We start from the raw sequence: 19,608 nt of genomic DNA, 5'->3' as shown, positions 1-19,608 counted from the left end.
GCTCAGGGCGCGCACCAGCTCCCGCGCCAGGAACGGCTTCTCCAGCCGTGGCCGGTCCCGGTAGATCGAGGTATCGGCCAGGCGCACGTCGCCCGTGGCGAACAGGTACGGCACCCCCAGCGCCCCCAGCCTGTCGGCGATCGGGTAGGCGTCATCGCCCGCCCCGAGGTTGACGTCGAGCACCGCCACGTCGGGGCGGCGCTCCTCGATCAGGTCCAGGGCCCTGTCCACGCTCGGCACCGGACCCAGCACCTCGGACCCGGCCGCCTGCAGCCAGCGCCTCATCTCGCTGGCGATCAGGTACTCGTCCTCGACGACCAGGACGCGGCGACCGGCGAGGGCAGCATCAGCGCGGGACATGGGCTCTCCGAGCGGGATCGATCAGGACACGCCTGGATCAACAGGGCACCGGGCCCACGGGTTCACAAAGGTCACGAGACGGGCATCTCGATCCGGCAGCGCACGCCGCCCGGCTCGAGGACGTATTCGACGTCGGCCTGCAGCGCGTAGGCGAGCGCCTCCTGGATCAGCTCCGTGCCGTAGCCGCGCCGGGGCGCCACGCCCTGGGGTACGGCGACTCCGCTCTCGATCCAGCTCAGCGCCAGCCGGCCGCGCGCCTGCGCGTCCTGCGCGACGTCCCACGTGACCGACAGGCGCCCGGAGCCGTCCTTCAGGGCCCCGTACTTCACCGCATTGGTGGTGAGTTCGTGCACGGCCAGGGCGAAGTTCTGCACCTGCCGCGCCTTGAGCCGGACCTCGGGTCCTTCGATCACGACGACGGGCGAGGCCTCGTCGGTGTAGGTGGCCAGCTCGGCCCGCACCAGGGCACCGACCGCGACGGTGTCGTGGCCGCCCTGGCTGAGCAGACCCTGCGCCCGGCTGAGGGCCTGCAGCCGCTCCTCGAACGCCTCCACCGATCCGCCCTGCCGCACCGTCCGGTCGGCGACGGCCGAGACGACACCGAGCAGGTTGCGCGCCCGGTGCTGCAGCTCGTTGACCAGAACCTCCTGCCGGGCCTGGAGCTGGCGGATGGCATCGATATCCGTCGAGGTGCCGAGCCATTCCACGGTGTGGCCCGCGGCGTCCCGCACCGGCAGTGAGCGGGTATGGTGCCAGAGCCAGGCCCCGTCGGCGGCGCGGCGCACGCGGTACTCGACATTGAGGACGCCATCGAGCCGGGCCCGGTCCCAGGCCTCCAGGGCCGCGTTGTGGTCATCCGGGTGCACGGCGTCGAGCCAGCCCATGCCGAGGCTCTCGTCCTGGCTCTGCCCGGTGAAGGCCAGCCATTGCGGGCTGCCCCAGGTCCATTGGCCATCCTCGGCCGAACGCCAGACGAGCTGCGGGATGCCTTCGATCAGCGCGCGCTGGCGGGTCTCGCTCGCGCGCAGGGCCTCGTGGGTCTCCCGCCGGTTCGTGGTATCCTGGCCGATCTTGAGGAAGCCGCGCAGGCTTCCATCCGCGTGGTGCAGGGCCCGGGTCGTGCCCTCGATGAACACGCGCGCCCCGTCCTTGCGCAGGTGCCAGCGGATGTTGGGCGCCGAGCCTTCCCGGCGCGCCGCCTCGAGCTCCTTCTCGTCGGCGTGCTGCCGACGGTCCGACGGCGTGTACAGGATGCTGCCGGGCTGCCCGATGGCCTCGTCGGCGGTCCAGCCGAACACCGCCTCCGCGCTCGGGTACCAGTCGGTGATCCGGTTCTCCGGATCGGTGGTGAAGATGGCGTGGTCCCGGGCGTTCTCGACCACGAGCCGGAAGCGCTCCTGGCTCTCGCGCAGGGCCGTCTCGGCCTGCTTGCGCGCGGTGATGTCGACGAAGGTGATCACGACGCCGGCGATGAAGTTGTCCACGCTGCGGTAGGGCAGGATCCGGACGATGTAGCGGGCTCCGGTGGCGCTCTCGATCTCCCGCTCGACCGCCGCCAGGGTCCGCAGCACCTGCCGGGCATCGGCCTGCAGTTCCTCATAGGCGAGGCGCGACTTGATGTGGCCGATCGGCCGGCCGGTATCGGTCTCGACGAGGTGAAAGATCTCGGCGACCGCCGGTGTGTAGTTCGTCACCCGCAAGTGGTTGTCGAGGAAGATCGTGGCGATCTGCGTGCTCTCGAGGAAGTTCTTCAGGTCGCTGTTGCTGCGCCCGAGTTCCTGCACCCGGAGGCTGAGTTCGCCATTGACGGTGGTCAATTCCTCGTTGAGCGACTGCAGCTCCTCCTTGGAGGTCTGCAATTCCTCGTTGGCGGATTGCAGCTCCTCGTTGAGGGACTGATATTCCTCGTTGGAGGCCTTCAGCTCCTCGCTGGTGGCCTCGGCCTCCTCGGCGGTCGCCTGGAGCCGCTCCCGTGTCTCGCGCAGCTCGGCTTCGAGCTGCTGGATGTAGGCCTGCTGGTCGGAGGAAGCGGTCGGGACGACGATCTGCCCGGGTCCCGGCGCGGCGTGCCCGTCCTTGAACAGGACGAAGTAGCTCCGCACCGGGCCGGAGGCGTGCTTGACCGGCTCGACCACGAGGTCGACGACGAGGCTGTGGCCGTTCACCCCGATGCGCCGGTCCTCGAGCTCGACGGTCTCCTCCGCCTCAGCGGCCCGCGACAGCGCCTCGCGCACGTCGAAGCGCAGGTCGGGGTGGATCAGCTGCAGGAGGTTCAGCGTCGCCGCCCCGCCGACCGGGTCGAGGTAGCGGCCCGTCCGGGCGGAGAAATGCAGGACGTTGTAGCCGTCGTCGAGGATCACGTAGGCCGGCGCGTATCGCTCCGCGAAGCGCTCGGCCCGCTGCGCCAGGGACGGCTCGATCGTGCTGGGCGCCACGCTGCGAACCGGCAGCCTCTCGGGAGGCAGCGAGGCCACCGTGAACGGGAAGTTGGGCAGCACCCGGTTGGACGCTTCCAGCCGGCGGAACACCCGGGAGCGGGGCTCGAGCGGCGCGAACAGGTTGGTGTGGCGGGAGACGTTCTCGGAATTGCCCAGGAACAGCACGCCGCTCGGCTTCAGCGCGAAGTGGAACAGCGGGATCACCTGGTTCTGCAGCTCGGCGTCGAGGTAGATCAGCAGGTTGCGGCAGGAGACGATGTCGAGGCGCGAGAACGGGGCGTCCTTGATGATGCTGTGTTGCGAGAAGATGCACATCTCGCGCAGCTCCTTGACCACGCAGTAGGTGTTGCCTTCCTTGACGAACCAGCGCGCCAGCCGCTCCGGCGACATGTCGTCCGCGATCGTGTGCGCGTAGCGGGCGGCGCGGGCCGCCGCGAGCGCCCGGCCGTCGAGATCGGTCGCGAAGATCTGCACCAGCGGCACCTCGTCGAGGGTGGCCATGTGCTCGCGCAGCAGGATTCCGAGGGAATAGGCCTCCTCGCCGGTGGAGCAGCCGATCACCCAGACGCGGATCCGGTCGTTCTGCGATTTGCCGGCGAACAGCTTCGGGACGATTTCGCGGGCGAGCAGCTCGAATTCGTTGGGATCGCGGAAGAACTGCGTGACGCCGATCAGCAGGTCGTTGAACAGCTCCTGGGCCTCGCTGGGCCGCTCGCGCAGCAGGTCGAGATAGGCGGCCGCGGAGGACATCTGAACGACCTGCATGCGCCGCTGGACCCGGCGCAGGAAGGTGCCGGGCTTGTAGCCGTGAAAATCGTGGCCGGTCCGCTTGCGCAGCACCGCCGCGATACTCCCCAGCGTGGCCGGGTTGTCGGCCGCGTCGGGGCGGGCGAATTCGGCGCCCGCCCGGATCTGCCGGATGCCGTCCTTGATCCGCTCCGCCAGCCGGTCGATCGGCAGCACCGCGTCGGCCAGGGCGGCGGGATGGTTGCTGCCCGCGAGTTCGCTGGAGCGCGATTCCTCGGTCTCCTCCGCGAGCGTCAGCCCGCCCGCCTCCTTCACGGCCTTGAAGCCGAGGGTGCCGTCCGCACCCGTGCCGGCCAGGATCGCCACGATGCTGTTGGCCTCCTCGTCGCTGGCCAGCGCCACGAGGAAGCTGTCGATGGTCCCGCGCGCGCCCGGCCTCTGCTCGGCGGGCTTGACCCGGAACCGGCCGCCCTCCAGGCTCATGATGACATCGGGATCGGGGAGGTAGGTCTTCCCCGCGACGAGCGGAGCGTCGTGCGCGACCGGGCTGGGGACGTGGCCGGCCTCGCGCAGCGCCTGCGTGAACGCCTCGGCGTCCAGCGCCTCCCGGTGCTGCAGCACGATGACGAGCGCCATATCGGGCTGCGGCGCCAGCGTGCGCAGAAGATGCAGCAGCGATTCCGGGCTCGCGGCCGAGGCACAGACCGCGACGACGGCGGGCCGCGCATCCGGGGGGGCCGCTTCGGGGGCGGACGTCACCATCGCGGCGCTGCTCCCGGACTCATGGACGCGCGCAGGGACGCGCCCCTGCGGGCAGCCGTCGCCCGCGCGGCCGGGAACCGCGGTTCCCCGCCGCCCGCCGAGATCGAAGCCGGGCCACGCATCACTCCTCCTGTGCTCCCTCATTACCCGAGGGCTCGGGCGAGGGAAGCGCCTTCAGGACGGCGTTCCGGATCGTTTCGGCATAGGCGCGATACTCGGCGGCGCGCTCCTCGTACATCTCGGCCAGCGCCCGCCGCCCGGCGCTGCGGCCGTCGGCGGCCATGCGCCGGACCAGCTCGGCCCGCTCCTCGATGATGCGCAGAGCCACCCGCAGGGCCTCGTCGACCGAGTTCTCCTGCTCCTTGGCGACGAGCTCGGCCGTATAGCCGTGGCCGACCTGGCAGCGGAAGCGCAGCGGCTTGCCGCTCGCCATGGTCGAGAGGACGCCGCCGCATTGCGGGCACGAGAGGGCCGCGGGGCTGCCCAGACGGCCGATCACGTCGCTGTCGACCCGGGAGCCGGCCGCGATGTCGACCTCGAGCCGCAGCTCCGGGGGCACCGGCCGCGGCGGGCCGGCGGGATCGCGCACGAGATCGGCGAGCACGTCGCCGATCCGGAGCGCCGAAAGGGTGAGATCGACCTCCAGGCCCGACAGCGCGCTGCGGGGCATCTCGTCGGCGATCGCGTCCGCCGGGTCCTGCACGAGCGCGAGGCCGCCGCAGCGCTTGATCGCATCCAGGCCGGCCGTCCCGTCGTTGAGGAGGCCGCTCAGGAGCACGCCGATCACCCGGGGTCCGTACGCGATGGCGGCCGAGCGGAACAGCGGGTCGATGGAGGGCCGGGCCATGTTCTCGCGGGGGCCGCGCCCGAGCCGGATCCGCCCGTCCGCCAGGATGAGGTGGTGGTCGGGGATGCCCAGGTAGATGTTGCCGGGGGTGATCGCCATGCCGTCCGCCGCCGGGTGGACCGGCAGGTGGGATGCCGCGGCCGTCACGGTCGCGAGCAGGCCGAGGCTTCGGGCGGGGATGTGGACCACGACGAACACCGCCGCCGGCAGGTCCTTCGGCAACGTGCTCAGGATCGTCTTGAGCGGGATGGTCGCTCCGGACGAGCCCCCGATGACGAGGATGTCGCGATTGCTCATGCTACGCCGCTCCTACGCCCCTGAGGAAACAACGCGGCCGGCAGCTTAGATCTCTGCTCGCTCACCGGGCCGGGTTGCGGAGCGGTGGGACGCGCCGGCGCCTGCCGGCACCCGAAGCGTCGCGGACGGCGCGTTTAGGCGGGTGGGCGCCTGGAGCAGCGGCTCGGTCTGTTCCAGCAGCGCGCGCGACTGCAGGATGGCGAGCTGCGAGGTCTCGATGAGCCAGCGGTCGTATCCGCCCGGCGCTCGGGTTCTGGACGGCAGATCAGACATGACGGCACTCCGTTCACTGCAGGCGAGAGCGCGCGTCTCTCAGCCACCAGCGCCCGGATCGACATCCGCTGATAGTGCACGCAGCATGCGCCCGGCGGCCCCGGATGTCCAATGCGGGCTCGATCCGCCCCGTGGACGCGGCACACCGGCGCGAGAGCATTGTCCGCCGAAGTGGTCACCGGTTCGGCGCAAGAGATTTTAGGCGGCTGCGGCCGCTTCGACCTTCGGCACGGCGAGGCCCATATGGCGGTAGGCGTGCCTGGTGAGGACACGCCCGCGCGGGGTGCGCTGCACGAAGCCGCGCTGGATCAGGTAGGGCTCGATGATGTCCTCGATCGCGTCGCGCGGTTCCGACAACGCCGCCCCGATCGTCTCGATGCCCACCGGCCCGCCCCCGAACGAGCGCGCGATCAGGCTCAGGTACTTGCGGTCCATCACGTCGAGACCCGCCTCGTCGACGTCGAGCAGCTTCAGCGCCCGGTCGGCGATCGCCCGCGTCACCGTCTCGGCCTCCGCCACGATGGCAAAGTCCCGCACCCGCCGCAGCAGGCGCCCCGCGATCCGCGGCGTGCCCCGCGCCCGCCGGGCGATCTCGTTGGCGCCCTCCGCCGACATGCCGAGGCCCAGCACCCGCGCGCCGCGGGCCACGATCTGCTCCAGCTCGTCGATCTCGTAGAATTCCAGCCGGATCGGGATCCCGAACCGGTCGCGCAGCGGCGTGGTCAGGAGCCCCGCGCGCGTCGTGGCGCCGACCAGCGTGAACTTGGGCAGCTCGATCTTGACCGAGCGCGCCGCCGGGCCCTCGCCGATGATCAGGTCGAGCTGGTAATCCTCCATGGCCGGGTAGAGGATCTCCCCCACCGGGTTGAGCCGGTGGATCTCGTCGATGAACAGCACGTCGCGCTCGTCGAGGTTGGTCAGCTGCGCGGCGAGATCCCCGGCCTTGGCGATCACCGGCCCGGAGGTCGAGCGGAAGTTCACACCGAGTTCGCGCGCCACGATCTGGGCCAGCGTGGTCTTGCCCAGGCCCGGCGGGCCGACGAACAGCACGTGGTCGAGGGCCTGCCCGGTCTTCTTCGCCGCCTCGATGAAGATCTGCATGTTCGCCCGCGCCGCCCGCTGGCCGATGAACTCGGACAGGCTCAGCGGACGGATCGTCTGGTCCGGCTCTCCGGCGGCCGCGGCGGCCTGCGGCGGGACCGGCGGCCCCTGCCGGAGCGGCCTGATCGGCGCGGCCATCTCAGGCCGCCACCTTGATCCGGTCCGCCGCCGACTCGAACGGCTGCACCAGGACCCGCCGGCCGGACATGTCGTGCACGCTCACCCGCCACTCGGACCAGTCGGTCCGGTTCGCCAGGGATTGCCGCACGTCGGAGGCGACCTTCCGGGCGCGATCGACCAGGCGTGTTGCGGCGCGCACCTCCGTGCCGCGCGCATCGAATACGCATTCGAGACCGTTGGTGCAGTGGAACCGGTACCGAGCCATCCCTCGCTCCTCCTCGTCCGCCCCGTGCGGCGTTCCTATTTGTTCACTATATGTTCTGAACTTCGCAGGATCCAGCCCCGGCGAAGGGTCGCAGCCCCGGCCGGGCGCGACGCCGATCCGGTGTGGCCGATCGGGGTGGCACGGAACAGGGCCCGCCCGGCCGGCTTACCGCCCAGACCGTTCCTCGCCGGCCCCGGGATCCCATGATGCGCGCCTCGCTCCTCGCCCTCCTGCTGGCCGCCGGCCTGGCGACGCCCGGCCGCGCCGCGGAGGCCCCGGCCGGGCCCGACGCGCTCAAGCCCATGATCCAGTCGGACAGCCTCGTCTTCAACGGCATCACCCGCTCCCAGGACGGCCGGCTGTTCTCGCCGTTCCAGCGCCAGAGCCAGAACGAGGGGATCGAACTCGGCGAGTGGCGGGACGGGAAAGCCGTGCCGTTCCCCGACGCGGGCTGGAACGCCTGGAAACAGGGCGACGACCCGGCCAAGGCGTTCGTGGCGGTCAACGCCATCCGGATCGGCCCGGACGGCGATCTCTGGGTGGTCGACAAGGGTGCGCCCGGCATGGGTGCGGCGCCGCTGCCGGGCGGCCCCAAGCTCGTGCAGATCGACCTCGCCCGGAACGCCGTGCGCAAGGTCTACCCGCTGCAGGCGGCCACCACCGACAAGAGCTTCATCGACGATTTCCGCTTCAACGGCCGCAGCGTCTACCTGACGGATGCCGGCCAGCCCGGGCTGATCGTGCTCGACCTCTCGACCGGCGGCCTGCGCCGGGTCCTCGACGGTCATTGGTCGACGATCGCGCAGCGCCCGCTCACCGGCCAGGGCCGGGTGCTGCGGGACGACAAGGGCAAGCTGCTGTTCATCCACGCCGACCAGCTGGAGGTCTCGCCCGACGGCAAGACCTTCTACTACCAAGCCTGCACCGGCCCGCTCTACAGCATCGAGACGCAGTATCTCGACGACGCCTCCCTGAGCGACGACGAGCGGGCCAAACACGTCAAGCTGTTCGCCGCCACGGTGGCCACGGGCGGCACCGTGATCGACGCGGCGGGCACGATCTACGCGAGCGACACCGACGGCCTGCGCATCCTCAAGATCGCTCCGGACGGAACGATGAGCACGCTGGTGCAGGACCCGCGGCTGGTCTGGGTCGACGCGCTATGGATCGACGAGGAGGGCGGCCTGTGGATCCCGGCCGCGCAGATGAACCGGACCCCGGCGATGAACGGCGGCGAGGCCTCGGCCGTGAAGTTTCCGACGACGATCTACCGGATGCAGATCGACGCCAAGCCGCTGCGCAACTGAGCGGCGGCCGGAGCAGGCCGGAGACCCGGGAGGGGCGGTCGAGCGTTGAATGCGGGACGCATCGGTGGCGCGGCCCGGCGCGCGACGGAGGATTGGACGGATCATGCAGGCCCTGAGGTTCTCCCGGCTTTGTCCCGTGCTGCTGGCTGCGGGTTTCGGCGCCGCTTCGCCGGTGCGGGCCGACGGCGCCCTCGTCGTCCAGGAGACCCGGCTTCACACACCGCCAGACTCGCACGAGCCGCAGCGCGCCCTGTTCGCGCTGCGGAACACGGGGCCCGATCCGGTGACGGAGGTGGCCGTCCAGTGCACGTTCACGGGTGCCGGCGGGGCAATCCTCGACACGCCGACGGCTGCGGTCCCGGCGATTGCCGCTGGTGCGACCGCGCAGGCCGAGACGATCTACTATGGCTGGCCCCGGGCGAGCGGCGCGGCCTGCCGGCTCGCCGCGCCGCGCTAGGGCCGCGACTTGGCGAAGCTGAAGGCCTTGACGGGCGAGGTGCGCTTTCTTTTCGCAGCCCACTCCGACGTCAGCCCCGCGCAAACGGATCGGCTGTCTGCGTACGAGACCGGACTGAGCCGGACCTCGGGCGGGCGCATCCGCTCGCCGATCCCAGCGCCGGCCAGGGCATGAGCGATCTCGCGGGCCTGATCGGCGCGACGCTCCGGCCCGACCGTGACAACGTCCCGACCGTGATCGAGGGCCCCCTTGTGGCAATCCACGGGCGGCACGTCTCGTCGCCGGCGAGGATGCTGCACGAATGGGCGACGAACGCGGTGAAATACGGGGCGCTCGGGTCCGACGCCGGGTCGCTGTCGGTGACCTGGAATCGGGACGCGGAGGCGCTGACCCTGGTCTGGCGCGAGCGTATGGCCCGCGTGGCCGAGCCGCGGCCCGGGCACGGCTTCGGCTCGCTGCTCTCGGGGATGTGCCTGTGGCAGCTCGAGGCGAATGTGGAGCGGCGCCACGGCGCGACCGAGGACCGGATCACCCTGACCGTGCCGGACGCGGCGCTCACACGGGGCTGATCGGCGCCAGGGTCTCGAACGTCGCTGTTCTGTCCTTGCGGTCAGGCCGTCCGGTGGTGGGCGGGCGCCGGAGTACCCGGCGCCCGTCGATCGTCAGTCGATGACCTCGACGATGCGGTGGGTGCGATCGACCAGGACCGGCTGGTCGTTCACGATCGTGTAGCGGTAGCCCGGACGCACCCGGTACTCGGTGGGAACGTCGTAATAGGTCACGCTGTCCTCCGGCAGAACGGTGCCGACCCGGACCGGGCCACCCCAGCTGTACGAGCGCGCACCGCGCTCGCGGACGTAGCTGCGGAAGCGCGGGCGATCGTCGACGCCCAGGATGCCGCCGACCGTGCCGGTGGCCGCGCCGACCGCACCGCCGACGATGCCGCCGACCGGGCCCGCCGCCGCCGCGCCCGCATCGGCGCCCTCGGCGGCCCCGCGCAGGGTGCCCTGCGCCTGGGCGGCCATCGGCAGGGACAAGAGGCCGGCGGTCGCCAGCGCGAGGAGGAGCCTGTCGGTCATGTGCGCGTCTCCGTGAGCGTCAGAGCGATGTCAGCCGCGGGAGTTCAGTTGCAGCCTTCCTTGTGGATGGTCTTGGAATTGCCCATGCCGTCCTCCTTGTGGACGGTCTTCGAGCCGCAATCGACGCTGCCGGTGGTGACCTCACGGCGCTCGACCGTGGTGTCGCGGTGATCGACGACGGCGGGCCCGTCGCGGCGAATAACGGTGGTCTCCTCGGCGCTCGCCGCACCGCACAGAGCCGCGAACAGGGCGCCCGAGAGAATGATGTTCCGCATAAGTTAGCCTCCAGAGTTCAATCGAAGGCAGCAACGGCAAGCGCGAAAAAGGGTTCCATACAAAACCACCTGTACAACAGTGGGCCGCCACCGTTGAAGACGCGTATTGATTGCGGGCAATCGAGTACATCCCAACCGACTGGACAGGTCAGATGTGCCGTTTGCATCGGCGCACCGAGTCGGCGCCCAGCGCTTTGGTGGTGCGGTGGCTCCCCGCCCGCGGCGTGGTTCGACGGCGCGTCGTGGGCGGGATGCCATCGGCGCAGCATGTCCCGCGTCGGTCCCGCGCGTGACGACGGGTCGCGGCGCCGTCCCCGGCCAGCCGGCCGTGGCCCCGTTGCCGCGCCTCCCGAGAGCCCCGATCTTCGACTCTCGGGTGAGAACCCCTGCTTGTGGACTCTCCGATCTGAACTCTTGGGCGCGCCCGCCTGGACGCACCCGGTCCGGGCATGAACCAGCGCGCGATGCCACAGCCTGTCGACCGCCATCAGCCCGTCGAGGCGCTGGCCGGCACGATCGAGCGCGTCACCTTCCACAGCCCGGAAACCGGCTTCTGCGTCCTCAAGGTCCAGGCGCGTGGCAAGCGCGATCTCGTGCCGGTGATCGGCCACGCGCCGGCGATCGGCGCGGGCGAGTGGATCACCGCCACCGGCATCTGGCACACGGACCGCCAGCACGGCCTGCAATTCAAGGCCGACACGCTCAAGGTGACGCCGCCCACAGGCGTCGAAGGCATCGAGAAGTATCTCGCCTCCGGCCACATGCGCGGCATCGGCCCCGCCATGGCCAAGCGCATCGTGGCGGCCTTCGGGGAAGGCACTTTCGAGATCATCGAGGCCGAGCCCGGCCGGCTCACCGAGGTCGCGGGCATCGGGCCCAAGCGCGCCGCCCGCATCGTCGCCGGCTGGGCCGAGCAGAAGGCCGTGCGCGAGATCATGCTGTTCCTGCACGCGCACGGCGTCGGGACCGCCCGGGCGGTGCGGATCTTCAAGACCTACGGCCACGCGGCCATCGCGGTCATGACCGAGGATCCCTACCGGCTGGCCAAGGACATCCGCGGCATCGGCTTCAAGACCGCCGACGCCATCGCGATGAAGCTCGGGCTGACCCGGGAGGCGCCCCAGCGCCTGCGGGCCGGGATCTCCTTCGCGCTGCAGACCGCCACCGATGCCGGCCACTGCGCCCTGCCGGTGGCGGATCTCGTCGCGCTGGCGGTCGACCTCCTCGGGGTGGAGGCGCCGCTGATCCGCACGGCGCTCCTCGCCGTGCTGGAGACCGGCGAGGTCGTCCAGGACATCATCGGCGACAAGGCCTGCATCTTCCTGGCCGGCCTGCACGCGGCCGAGCGGGCCATCGCCGAGCGGCTCCGGCGCCGGGCGGCGGGCGGCCCGCCCTGGCCGGAGATCGACCTCGCCCGGGCCCTGTCCTGGGTGGCGGAGAAGACCGGCAAGACGCTCTCGCCGTCGCAGGAGGCGGCCGTGCGGCTCGTGCTCGGCGCCAAGCTCGCGGTGGTGACCGGCGGGCCGGGGGTGGGCAAGACCTCGACGCTGGACACGATCCTGCGGGTCCTGCAGGCCAAGGGGGTCCGGGTGCTGCTCGCCGCCCCGACCGGCCGGGCGGCCAAGCGTATGAGCGAGCAGACGGGGCTGGAGGCCAAGACCCTCCACCGCCTGCTGGAGATCGACCCCAAGCACGGCGGCTTCTCGCGCAACGAGGAGAACCCCCTCCCCTGCGACCTGCTGGTGATCGACGAGACCTCGATGGTCGACGTGCCGCTGATGAACGCGCTGACCAAGGCGGTGCCGGAGCATGCGGGCCTGCTCCTCGTGGGCGACGTCGACCAGCTGCCCTCGGTCGGCCCCGGCCAGGTGCTCGCCGACGTGATCGCCTCCGGCGCGGTGCCGGTGGCGCGGCTCACCGAGGTGTTCCGGCAGGCGGCCGAGAGCCGGATCGTGGTCAACGCCCACCGGATCAACGCGGGCACGATGCCCGAGCCCGCCCCCCGCGGCGCCGAGAGCGACTTCCACTGGATCGCGATCAACGAGCCCGAGCCGGCGGTGCAGACGCTGATCGAGGTGGTGACCCGGCGGATCCCGGCCCGGTTCGGCCTCGATCCGGTCCGCGACGTCCAGGTGCTCACCCCGATGCAGCGCGGCGTGCTCGGCGCGCGCAACCTCAACCACGAACTCCAGGCGGTGCTGAACCCGAACCCGCCGGTCTCGGTGGAACGCTTCGGCTGGCGCTTCTCCCCCGGCGACCGGGTGATGGAGAGCCAGAACGACTACGACCGGGAGGTGTTCAACGGCGACCTCGGCACCGTGGCGCGGATCGATCAGGACGAAGGCGCGGTGATCGTCGATTTCGAGGGCCGTGAGGTCGTCTACCCCTACGGCGAGCTCGACACGCTGGTGCCGGCCTACGCCACCACCATCCACAAATCGCAAGGCTCGGAATATCCGGCGGTGGTGATCCCGCTGGCGATGCAGCACTGGACGATGCTGGCGCGCAACCTCCTCTACACGGGGGTGACGCGCGGCAAGCGGCTCGTGGTGCTGCTCGGGCAGCGCAAGGCCGTGGCGGTGGCGGTCCGCGGCGGCACCCAGAAGCCACGCTGGACCAAGCTGCGGGACTGGCTGAGCCGGTGAAGCCGAAGGGCGGTCAGACCCGCCACCGCCCCCCTCTCCCGCTGCGGTGGGGAGGGGGCGGAAGCGGCGGCCGCTAAACCCGCACCGTGCCGTAATCCATCCGCTCGAGATCCGCGATCAGCCCCGGCCCGGTCGGCGCCCAGCCGAGCCGGGCCTGCGTCCAGGCGCTGGAGGCCGGCATGTCGAGGCCGACGAAGGCGGCGAGCCAGCCGAAATGGCCGGCCTCCCCGGGCGGCAGGCTGACGACCGGCACGCCGAGGCCCCGCCCGATCACCGCCGCGATGGCGTGGGCCGGGACGCCCTCCTCGGCGACCGCGTGGTAGCGCGCGCCGGGCTGCGCCGCCTCCAGGGCCAGCCGGTAGAGCCGCGCCACGTCGTAGACCGGCCCCGCCGGCCAGCGGTTGGCCCCGTCCCCGATAGAGGCGGACACGCCGGTCCGGCGGGCCAGGTCGATCAGGTAGGTCACGAGCCCCTGCTTGACCGTGTCGTGGACCTGCGGGAGGCGCATCACCGAGACGTTCACCCCCGCCTCCAACAGAGCCGCCCCCGCCAGCTCGGAGGCGATGCGGGGGTTCGGATGCGCGGTGTTGAAGACGTCCTCGGTCGCCGGGACGCCCGGCGCGGGGCAGCCGATCCCGGTCCCCGAGGTGATGACCAGAGGCCGGTCAGACCCTTTCAGGGCCTCACCGAGCGCCGCGATGGCACGCCGGTCCTTCTCGCAATTGGCGACGAAGTTCGTGAAATCGTCGTGGTCGAAGGCGGCGTGGATCACGCCGTCGGCCCGGGCGGCGCCGTCACGCAGGCGGTCGAGGTCGGTGAGGTCGCCCCGGAGCGGCTCGACCCCGGCCTCGGCGAGCCTGCGGGCCCCGGCATCGGACCGGGTGAAGCCGAGGACCTGATGCCCGGCCGCCTGGAGGTCCGGGATCAGGGCCGAGCCGATGAAGCCGGTGGCGCCGGTGAGGAAGATGCGCATGGATCGCGTCCGTTGATGGGGGAGCCCCAGTGTCGGCGCGCGGTCCATCCTGTTAAAGACGTGATCGTATACGGGTATAGCGGCTAACAGGATCGCGATGCCGGCCGGTTCCGAGACGCTTCTGGGCACATACCTGCGAGACCGGCGCGCCAAGCTCGATCCGGCCGCCCTCGGCTTCGCCGGGCGGCGGCGCACGCCGGGCCTGCGTCGGGAGGAGGTCGCCCAGCGCGCGAACATCAGCGCGACCTGGTACACGTGGCTGGAGCAGGGGCGCGGCGGCGCGCCCTCGGCGGACGTGCTGAACCGCATCGCCACCGGGCTGATGCTGACCGAGCCCGAACGCGAGCACATCTTCATGCTGGCCCTCGGCCGGCCGCCGGAGGTCCGCTACAGGCCGGCCGCGGGGATCACGCCGCGGCTGCAGCGGCTGCTCGACACGCTCGAGACCAGCCCGGCGCTGGTCAAGACCGCGACCTGGGACGTCGTCGCCTGGAACCCGGCCGCCGCCGTGGTGCTGACCGACTGGGCCACCGTCCCGCCCGGTGAGCGCAACATCCTGCGCCGCATGTTCGGTGACCCGCGGGTGCGGGCGGCGCAGCACGATTGGGAAAGCGTGGCCCGGGTCGTGGTCGGCGCGTTCCGGGCGGATGCGGCCCGGGCCGGCGCCGTGTCGGAGGTCGGCGCGCTGGTGGACGAGCTCTGCCGGACCAGCCCGGACTTCGCCGCCCTGTGGCGCGAGAACGACGTCCACCCGCACGGGGACGGGGTCAAGCAGATCCGGCACCCCGTCCTGGGCTGGATCGAGCTGGAATACTCGGCCTTCGCGGTCGACGGCCGGCCCGATCTCGGCCTGATCGTCTACAGCCCGGTCGCCGAGGTCGTCCGCGACCGGATCCGCACGCTGCTGCAGGAGCGCCGGCCGGAACGGCCCTAGCGCTCGGCCCGCGCCAGACGCGTGACCAGGATCCCGAGCCCGATCGCCGCGCCGGTGAGCGCGAGCTTGGCCGCCAGTCCGGACCGGTTGTGGGCCAGCTCGGCCCGGGCGCCCATCTCGGCCGGGACGTTGGGCACGCGGCCCCGCGCGAGGTCGTCGACCACGCCCTCGACGACGTTCACCCGGTCGGCCGCCATCAGCATCAGCCAATGCGCCCACTGGGACTCGCTGTACCGGAACGCCTGCCGACCGGTCCGGCACCGAAGACCACGACCGTGAATTCGTGGCCGAACGTCATGCCGACGCGCGTATCCGGCACCATGCCATGGTACAGGTGAAGATCAGATCCGCAGATGCTGGTCCGCGTAACCCGGATGATCGCATCCTCAACATGCTCGCACACGGGAACCGGCTTGCGATCGACGGGCACGCGGTAGGGCCCGCGGCTTCGTCAGGACCAGCACGGGCCCTCCAGTGCACGAAGACAGATCTGCGGCGGTGGATACGCCGCCGGCGCTGCGGGCCGCCGGCGCGACAGCCGGAGCAGGGATCATCCTGGAGTCAGGGCGGAAGGGGCGTCCCGGATAGGGGCCGCCGTGCCGGCCGGCTGACGAACCGGGAGCCGGCGAGCAGGAAGCGCCAGGGCGTCTCCGCGCCGCGCGTGATCCCGATGCGCCGGTCGCTCACCACGTCGGCCGCCCCCATGCGGGGCTCGAAGCGGAACGGCGCCTGCCCGAGGGGCGCTCCGTCCAGCGCGCCGGTGATGCCGAGCGCCTGGGCGAGGCGACCAGGACCGGCGCAGAGCAGCCGCGGCTCCGCCGTGCCCCGGCGCGCCCGCATGGCGGCGAGCCCCTGTGTCGGCTCGATCGCCCGGATCAGCACCGCGCCGCCGGCCGCGCAGACGAGGTTCAGGCACCAGTGCATCCCGTAGGAGCGGTAGACGTAGACGTGCGCGGGCGGCCCGAACATGCTGGCGTTGCGCCGCGTCGGACCATTGAAGCTGTGCGAGGCCGGGTCGGTCCGGTCGTAGGCCTCCGTCTCGACGATCACGCCGCCGGCCTCCCCGACGAACAGCCGGGCGCCGACCAGGTCGGGCGCCACGGCGGTGGCGCTCCGGGCGAAATACGTGTCCAGCATCGGGGCTCCGGGTCGGGCTGCTCGATTCCGCAACCCACGCATCCGCCCCGTCGTTCCGGGGCCCCGCAGGCGAGCCCGGAACCAGAAATGCAAAGCGTTCAAGACCTTGGAGTGCCGACGGCTCCGGACTGCCCGCCTCCGGCTTGCCCTCCGGGTCCGGGCTCCGCTGCGCGACCCCGGAGCGACGAGGCGATGATCGAGACGGGCAGCCGCGGCTTCCCGATCGGGCAACCCACGCCGCGTCCCTCGGGTTGAATCCACCACATGGACACGATCGCGCCGGGGAGGCATCGGGACCTGAGCACTTCCGAGACGGCCGATGTCGCCATCGTGGGCGCGGGTGCCGCGGGCCTCGCCGCGGCGCGCCGGCTGGCCGAACGGCGGCCGGCATTGCGGATCCGCGTGGTCGAGGCGGCGGAGCGCCCTGGCGGGCGGGCCCACACGATCGTGCCCCCCGCGACCGGTGCCCCCCTCGACCTCGGCTGCGGCTGGCTGCACGGCGCCGAGAGCAACCCCTGGCTGCCGATCGCCGAGGCGCTCGGCCTGCAGGTCGACCGCACCCCCGCCCCCTGGGACGTGCAGCACCGCGATCTCGGCTTCCCGCCGGAGGACCAGGCGGCCTACGAGGCGGCCGCCGAGGCCTTCGCGGCGCGACAGGCGGCAGCGGCGCGGGATCCGGTTGACCGCCCCCTCGCCGACCTCCTCGAACCGGGCAATCCGTGGAACCCGCTCCTCGACGCGGTGAGCGGCTACGTGAGCGGTGCCGAACTCGCGGACCTCTCGCTCCACGATTCGGCCCGCTACCGCGTCCACGGATCGGACTGGCGGGTGGCGGAGGGCTACGGGCGCGCGGTGGCGGCGTACGGCGCCGGCCAGCCGGTGACGCTCGGCACGCCGGTGACCCGGATCGATCATGGCGGGGCCGGTCCGATCCGGCTGGAGACCCCGCGCGGCACCCTCCAGGCCCGCGCCGTCGTCGTGACGGTCTCGACCAACGTCCTGGCGGAGGGCGGACTCCGCTTCGCGCCGGCGCTGCCCGACAAGGAGGCGGCCGCGCAGGACCTGCCGCTCGGGCTCGCCAACAAGGTCTTCCTGCACCTCGCCGCGCCCGAGGCGCTGCCGGCGGACGGGCACCTGATCGGCAACCCGCGCAGCGCGCGCACCGGTGCCTATCACCTGCGCCCGTTCGGCCGGCCGGTGATCGAGGGGTATTTCGGCGGCGCCCTCGCCCGGGAGCTGGAGCGGGCCGGGGACGCAGCCGCCACCGCCTTCGCCCTCGACGAGCTGGCCGGGCTGCTGGGCGCGGCGTTCCGCCGGCGGGCGTCCGGCCTCACCGTGACGCGCTGGGGTCAGGACCCGTCGGTGCGCGGCTCCTACGCGTATGCCCGGCCCGGCGCGGCCGGCCAGCGCGCGATCCTGGCGGCGCCGGTGGAGGGCCGCCTGTTCTTCGCCGGCGAGGCGACCTCCCCCGATGCCTTCACCACCGTGCGCGGCGCCTACGAATCCGGGCTGCGGGCCGCCGACGAGGTCCTCTTGGCCTTCGCGGGCGAGCCCCCTCTCGACCCGCGAACGGGGCCCGAACAGAAATAAATCGGACGTGCCGGAAGTCTTGCTGGTACCAGGGTCGGCGAATTGCGGGCCCACGGCCGATCCGATCGGATCTCCCAGCACGATGCGCACAGCCTCGATCGCGACGCGACAGCTCACCGAGGATCCCGCGAAGGCCCGGCCGGCCACACCTGCCGCGCGATCCCGGCCGCCCCTGACCCTGCGCCGCCTGCGGCTGGCGAGCGGCCTGATCCTGTTCGGCTACGTGCTCACCCATCTGAGCAATCACGCGCTGGGCAACATCTCCCTCGACGCCATGGAGGACGGGCTCAGCCTCGCCTCGGCACTCTGGCTCAACCCGCTCGGGCTGACGCTGCTCTACGGCGCGCTGCTGGGCCACCTGCTCCTCGGACTCCAGGCGCTCTACGCCGCCCGCTTCTTCCGCTGGCGGCCCTCCGAGGCCCTGCAGCTCGTCTCCGGCCTGCTGATCCCGCCGCTGCTGATCAGCCACATCACCGGGACCCGGATCTCGTTCGTCACCGAGGGGCTCGACAAGGGCTACGCGCAGGAACTCTACGCCTTCTGGGTGGCGTCGCCGCCGCTCGGCCTGATGCAGGTCGCCGTGCTGGTCATCGCCTGGATCCACGGCTGCACGGGGCTGTATTTCTGGCTCCGGCTGAAGCCCGCCTTCGCGCGCGCGGCGCCCTGGCTGCTGGCCCTCGCGGTCCTGGTGCCGGTCCTGGCGCTGCTGGGCTTCGCGCAGGGCGGCCGGATGATCCTCGCCCTGGCGCAGGACCCGGCCTGGCGCGCGGAGGCGCTCAAGCCCGTCCATGTCGGGTTGCCCGATCAGGTGGCGCGGCTCACCGGCATCCGGGACCGGATGCTCCTGACCTACGCGGCCCTGGTCGGCGCGGTGATCGCGGCGCGGGGCGCGCGGACCTTCGCGGAGGTCAAGCGCGGGACGATCCGTCTCAGCTACCCCGACGGGCGGGTGGTCCGGGTGCCCCGCGGCACCAGCGTCCTGGAGGCAAGCCGCCGCAACCGGATTCCCCATGCCAGCGTCTGCGGCGGCCGCGGCCGGTGCTCGACCTGCCGGATCCGGGTGACCGATGGCAGCGACGGCACGCCGGCCCCGGGCCGGGCCGAGCGGGCCGTCCTGGAGCGGATCGCGGCGGGTCCCGGCGTCCGCCTCGCCTGCCAGTTCCGGCCCGAGACCGACCTGTCGGTGGTGCCGCTGCTGCCGCCGCAGCCGCGGATGCGCCAGGCGGACCTGCTCGACCGGGCGCAATCCGGCGAGGAGCGCTTCATCGTGGCGATGTTCGTCGACCTGCGCGGCTCGACCCGGCTCGCCGAGGAGCGCCTGCCCTACGACACGGTGTTCATCATCAACCGCTTCCTCAGCGCGGTCGGCGATGCGGTGCGGGAGGCCGGCGGCTCGACCAACCAGTTCCTCGGCGACGGGCTCCTGGCCCTGTTCGGCCTGGAGACCGAGCCCGAGCAGGCGGCCCGGAACGCGCTGCGGGCGATCGACGGCATCGCCGACGCCGTCGAGACCCTGAACCGGCTGCTGGCGGAGGATCTGGAGCACATCCTGCGCTACGGCGTCGGCGTCCATGCCGGCCCCGCGATCGTCGGCGAGATGGGGGATGCGACCGACGCGCGCTTCACCGCGCTCGGCGACACCGTCAACGTCGCGTCCCGGCTGCAGGGCCTCACCAAGACCCTGAGCTGCGTGGCCGTGGTGTCGGAGGCGGTCTACCGGGCAGCGCGCGTGACGCCGGAGGCGATCCGCGACATCGCGGTGGACGGCCGGTCGGAGGCCGTCCGGGTCAGCACCCTGGGCGGCCTCTGACGCCGTGCCTGGAGGGGACGCACCGTCCTTCCGGGGCGCCGCAGGCGAGCCCGGACCCGAAGGGGCACGCCGGCGGCGGGCAACCTGGAACCGCCGGCGGCGCCATGCCGGCAGCGCGCCGAGGTTCCGGATTCCGGGCCCTGCCGCGCAGTCCCGGAATGACGGGTTTGTCGGTCTGAGGCGCGGTCTGA

At 72.1% G+C, this 19,608-nt stretch carries 18 protein-coding genes and 1 pseudogene; 7 read left to right on the top strand and 12 right to left on the bottom strand.

Annotated features, from left to right (window positions below; all coding sequences use genetic code 11):
- Positions 1-171: 171 nt before the first annotated feature.
- The 6 genes and pseudogenes from JOE48_RS31245 to JOE48_RS16820 all read right to left on the bottom strand — a co-directional run.
- Positions 172-360, bottom strand: a pseudogene (locus JOE48_RS31245) (response regulator); the annotation flags it as partial.
- Positions 361-431: 71 nt separating this feature from the next.
- Complete coding sequence (locus JOE48_RS16840; protein ID WP_210031531.1) at positions 432-4,307, bottom strand: CheR family methyltransferase; 3,876 nt, start codon at positions 4,305-4,307, stop codon at positions 432-434.
- Between the two features lie 121 nt (positions 4,308-4,428).
- A complete protein-coding gene (locus tag JOE48_RS16835) occupies positions 4,429-5,451 on the bottom strand; it encodes a chemotaxis protein CheB (protein ID WP_210031529.1) in 1,023 nt (340 codons plus the stop codon).
- A gap of 45 nt (positions 5,452-5,496) precedes the next feature.
- Positions 5,497-5,724, bottom strand: a complete 228-nt coding sequence (locus JOE48_RS16830) for a hypothetical protein (protein WP_210031528.1) — start codon at positions 5,722-5,724, stop codon at positions 5,497-5,499.
- Positions 5,725-5,922: 198 nt separating this feature from the next.
- Positions 5,923-6,963, bottom strand: coding sequence for a Holliday junction branch migration DNA helicase RuvB (ruvB, locus tag JOE48_RS16825; RefSeq protein ID WP_210031526.1), 1,041 nt, complete (start codon positions 6,961-6,963; stop codon positions 5,923-5,925).
- 1 nt (position 6,964) lies between these two features.
- Positions 6,965-7,210, bottom strand: coding sequence for a DUF6894 family protein (locus JOE48_RS16820; protein WP_210031524.1), 246 nt, complete (start codon positions 7,208-7,210; stop codon positions 6,965-6,967).
- A 206-nt stretch (positions 7,211-7,416) separates the two neighbouring features.
- On the opposite strand from JOE48_RS16820, the gene JOE48_RS16815 reads away from it, so the two are divergent.
- The 3 genes from JOE48_RS16815 (at position 7,417) to JOE48_RS16805 (ending at position 9,543) form a co-directional block, all read left to right on the top strand.
- On the top strand, positions 7,417-8,517 hold the full coding sequence (locus JOE48_RS16815; protein ID WP_210035841.1) for an L-dopachrome tautomerase-related protein: 1,101 nt from the start codon (positions 7,417-7,419) through the stop codon (positions 8,515-8,517).
- A 103-nt stretch (positions 8,518-8,620) separates the two neighbouring features.
- A complete protein-coding gene (locus JOE48_RS16810) occupies positions 8,621-8,974 on the top strand; it encodes a hypothetical protein (protein WP_210031522.1) in 354 nt (117 codons plus the stop codon).
- Positions 8,975-9,144: 170 nt separating this feature from the next.
- The gene (locus JOE48_RS16805) at positions 9,145-9,543 is read left to right on the top strand and encodes a hypothetical protein (protein WP_245252857.1); all 399 of its coding nucleotides are present in this window, start codon (positions 9,145-9,147) and stop codon (positions 9,541-9,543) included.
- Between the two features lie 93 nt (positions 9,544-9,636).
- Here JOE48_RS16805 and JOE48_RS16800 read toward each other — a convergent pair whose 3' ends face one another.
- Both JOE48_RS16800 and JOE48_RS16795 read right to left on the bottom strand, forming a co-directional pair.
- The gene (locus JOE48_RS16800) at positions 9,637-10,053 is read right to left on the bottom strand and encodes a DUF1236 domain-containing protein (protein ID WP_210031520.1); all 417 of its coding nucleotides are present in this window, start codon (positions 10,051-10,053) and stop codon (positions 9,637-9,639) included.
- 44 nt (positions 10,054-10,097) lie between these two features.
- Complete coding sequence (locus JOE48_RS16795) at positions 10,098-10,328, bottom strand: hypothetical protein (protein ID WP_210031518.1); 231 nt, start codon at positions 10,326-10,328, stop codon at positions 10,098-10,100.
- 464 nt (positions 10,329-10,792) lie between these two features.
- On the opposite strand from JOE48_RS16795, the gene JOE48_RS16790 reads away from it, so the two are divergent.
- Positions 10,793-12,973, top strand: coding sequence for an ATP-dependent RecD-like DNA helicase (locus JOE48_RS16790; RefSeq protein ID WP_409518588.1), 2,181 nt, complete (start codon positions 10,793-10,795; stop codon positions 12,971-12,973).
- A 73-nt stretch (positions 12,974-13,046) separates the two neighbouring features.
- Here JOE48_RS16790 and JOE48_RS16785 read toward each other — a convergent pair whose 3' ends face one another.
- Entirely contained in the window at positions 13,047-13,946 is a 900-nt protein-coding gene (locus JOE48_RS16785; RefSeq protein WP_210031515.1) for an SDR family oxidoreductase, read from the bottom strand.
- A 97-nt stretch (positions 13,947-14,043) separates the two neighbouring features.
- On the opposite strand from JOE48_RS16785, the gene JOE48_RS16780 reads away from it, so the two are divergent.
- Positions 14,044-14,880, top strand: coding sequence for a helix-turn-helix transcriptional regulator (locus tag JOE48_RS16780; protein ID WP_210031514.1), 837 nt, complete (start codon positions 14,044-14,046; stop codon positions 14,878-14,880).
- On the opposite strand, the gene JOE48_RS16775 is transcribed toward JOE48_RS16780, so the two are convergent.
- The 3 genes from JOE48_RS16775 to JOE48_RS16765 form a co-directional block, all read right to left on the bottom strand.
- Positions 14,877-15,083, bottom strand: coding sequence for a hypothetical protein (locus tag JOE48_RS16775; RefSeq protein WP_245252856.1), 207 nt, complete (start codon positions 15,081-15,083; stop codon positions 14,877-14,879). The two genes, JOE48_RS16780 and JOE48_RS16775, sit on opposite strands and share 4 nt — an antisense overlap.
- Positions 15,083-15,283: an alcohol dehydrogenase catalytic domain-containing protein gene (locus JOE48_RS30375; RefSeq protein ID WP_409518637.1), complete on the bottom strand. Its 201-nt coding sequence runs from the start codon at positions 15,281-15,283 to the stop codon at positions 15,083-15,085. The genes JOE48_RS16775 and JOE48_RS30375 overlap by 1 nt, the downstream gene beginning before the upstream one ends.
- A gap of 158 nt (positions 15,284-15,441) precedes the next feature.
- Entirely contained in the window at positions 15,442-16,017 is a 576-nt protein-coding gene (locus JOE48_RS16765; protein ID WP_210031513.1) for a DNA-3-methyladenine glycosylase, read from the bottom strand.
- A gap of 264 nt (positions 16,018-16,281) precedes the next feature.
- Between JOE48_RS16765 and JOE48_RS16760 the strand changes: the two genes are divergently transcribed.
- Both JOE48_RS16760 and JOE48_RS16755 read left to right on the top strand, forming a co-directional pair.
- A complete protein-coding gene (locus JOE48_RS16760; RefSeq protein WP_210031512.1) occupies positions 16,282-17,607 on the top strand; it encodes an NAD(P)/FAD-dependent oxidoreductase in 1,326 nt (441 codons plus the stop codon).
- Between the two features lie 82 nt (positions 17,608-17,689).
- Positions 17,690-19,417 carry an adenylate/guanylate cyclase domain-containing protein gene (locus JOE48_RS16755; protein ID WP_210031511.1) on the top strand — a complete coding sequence of 576 codons (1,728 nt, stop codon included), beginning with the start codon at positions 17,690-17,692 and terminating at the stop codon, positions 19,415-19,417.
- The last annotated feature ends 191 nt before the right edge of the window (positions 19,418-19,608 follow it).

It is taken from the genome of Methylobacterium sp. PvR107 (genome assembly GCF_017833295.1).
In the GTDB taxonomy this organism is placed as follows: Bacteria; Pseudomonadota; Alphaproteobacteria; order Rhizobiales; family Beijerinckiaceae; genus Methylobacterium.
The sequence above is the reverse complement of the archived record's forward strand: the minus strand, read 5'-3'. Positions and strand labels throughout refer to the sequence as shown.

Coding starts and splice junctions, on each gene's coding strand:
- JOE48_RS16790 (WP_409518588.1), top strand. CDS start 10,793: ATGCCACAGCCTGTCGACCGCCATCAGCCCGTCGAGGCGCTGGCCGGC.
- JOE48_RS16820 (WP_210031524.1), bottom strand. CDS start 7,210: ATGGCTCGGTACCGGTTCCACTGCACCAACGGTCTCGAATGCGTATTC.
- JOE48_RS16785 (WP_210031515.1), bottom strand. CDS start 13,946: ATGCGCATCTTCCTCACCGGCGCCACCGGCTTCATCGGCTCGGCCCTG.
- ruvB (WP_210031526.1), bottom strand. CDS start 6,963: ATGGCCGCGCCGATCAGGCCGCTCCGGCAGGGGCCGCCGGTCCCGCCG.
- JOE48_RS16805 (WP_245252857.1), top strand. CDS start 9,145: ATGAGCGATCTCGCGGGCCTGATCGGCGCGACGCTCCGGCCCGACCGT.
- JOE48_RS16810 (WP_210031522.1), top strand. CDS start 8,621: ATGCAGGCCCTGAGGTTCTCCCGGCTTTGTCCCGTGCTGCTGGCTGCG.
- JOE48_RS16755 (WP_210031511.1), top strand. CDS start 17,690: ATGCGCACAGCCTCGATCGCGACGCGACAGCTCACCGAGGATCCCGCG.
- JOE48_RS16775 (WP_245252856.1), bottom strand. CDS start 15,083: ATGCTGATGGCGGCCGACCGGGTGAACGTCGTCGAGGGCGTGGTCGAC.
- JOE48_RS16830 (WP_210031528.1), bottom strand. CDS start 5,724: ATGTCTGATCTGCCGTCCAGAACCCGAGCGCCGGGCGGATACGACCGC.
- JOE48_RS16840 (WP_210031531.1), bottom strand. CDS start 4,307: ATGGTGACGTCCGCCCCCGAAGCGGCCCCCCCGGATGCGCGGCCCGCC.
- JOE48_RS16815 (WP_210035841.1), top strand. CDS start 7,417: ATGCGCGCCTCGCTCCTCGCCCTCCTGCTGGCCGCCGGCCTGGCGACG.
- JOE48_RS16765 (WP_210031513.1), bottom strand. CDS start 16,017: ATGCTGGACACGTATTTCGCCCGGAGCGCCACCGCCGTGGCGCCCGAC.
- JOE48_RS16835 (WP_210031529.1), bottom strand. CDS start 5,451: ATGAGCAATCGCGACATCCTCGTCATCGGGGGCTCGTCCGGAGCGACC.
- JOE48_RS16800 (WP_210031520.1), bottom strand. CDS start 10,053: ATGACCGACAGGCTCCTCCTCGCGCTGGCGACCGCCGGCCTCTTGTCC.
- JOE48_RS16795 (WP_210031518.1), bottom strand. CDS start 10,328: ATGCGGAACATCATTCTCTCGGGCGCCCTGTTCGCGGCTCTGTGCGGT.
- JOE48_RS16780 (WP_210031514.1), top strand. CDS start 14,044: ATGCCGGCCGGTTCCGAGACGCTTCTGGGCACATACCTGCGAGACCGG.
- JOE48_RS16760 (WP_210031512.1), top strand. CDS start 16,282: ATGGACACGATCGCGCCGGGGAGGCATCGGGACCTGAGCACTTCCGAG.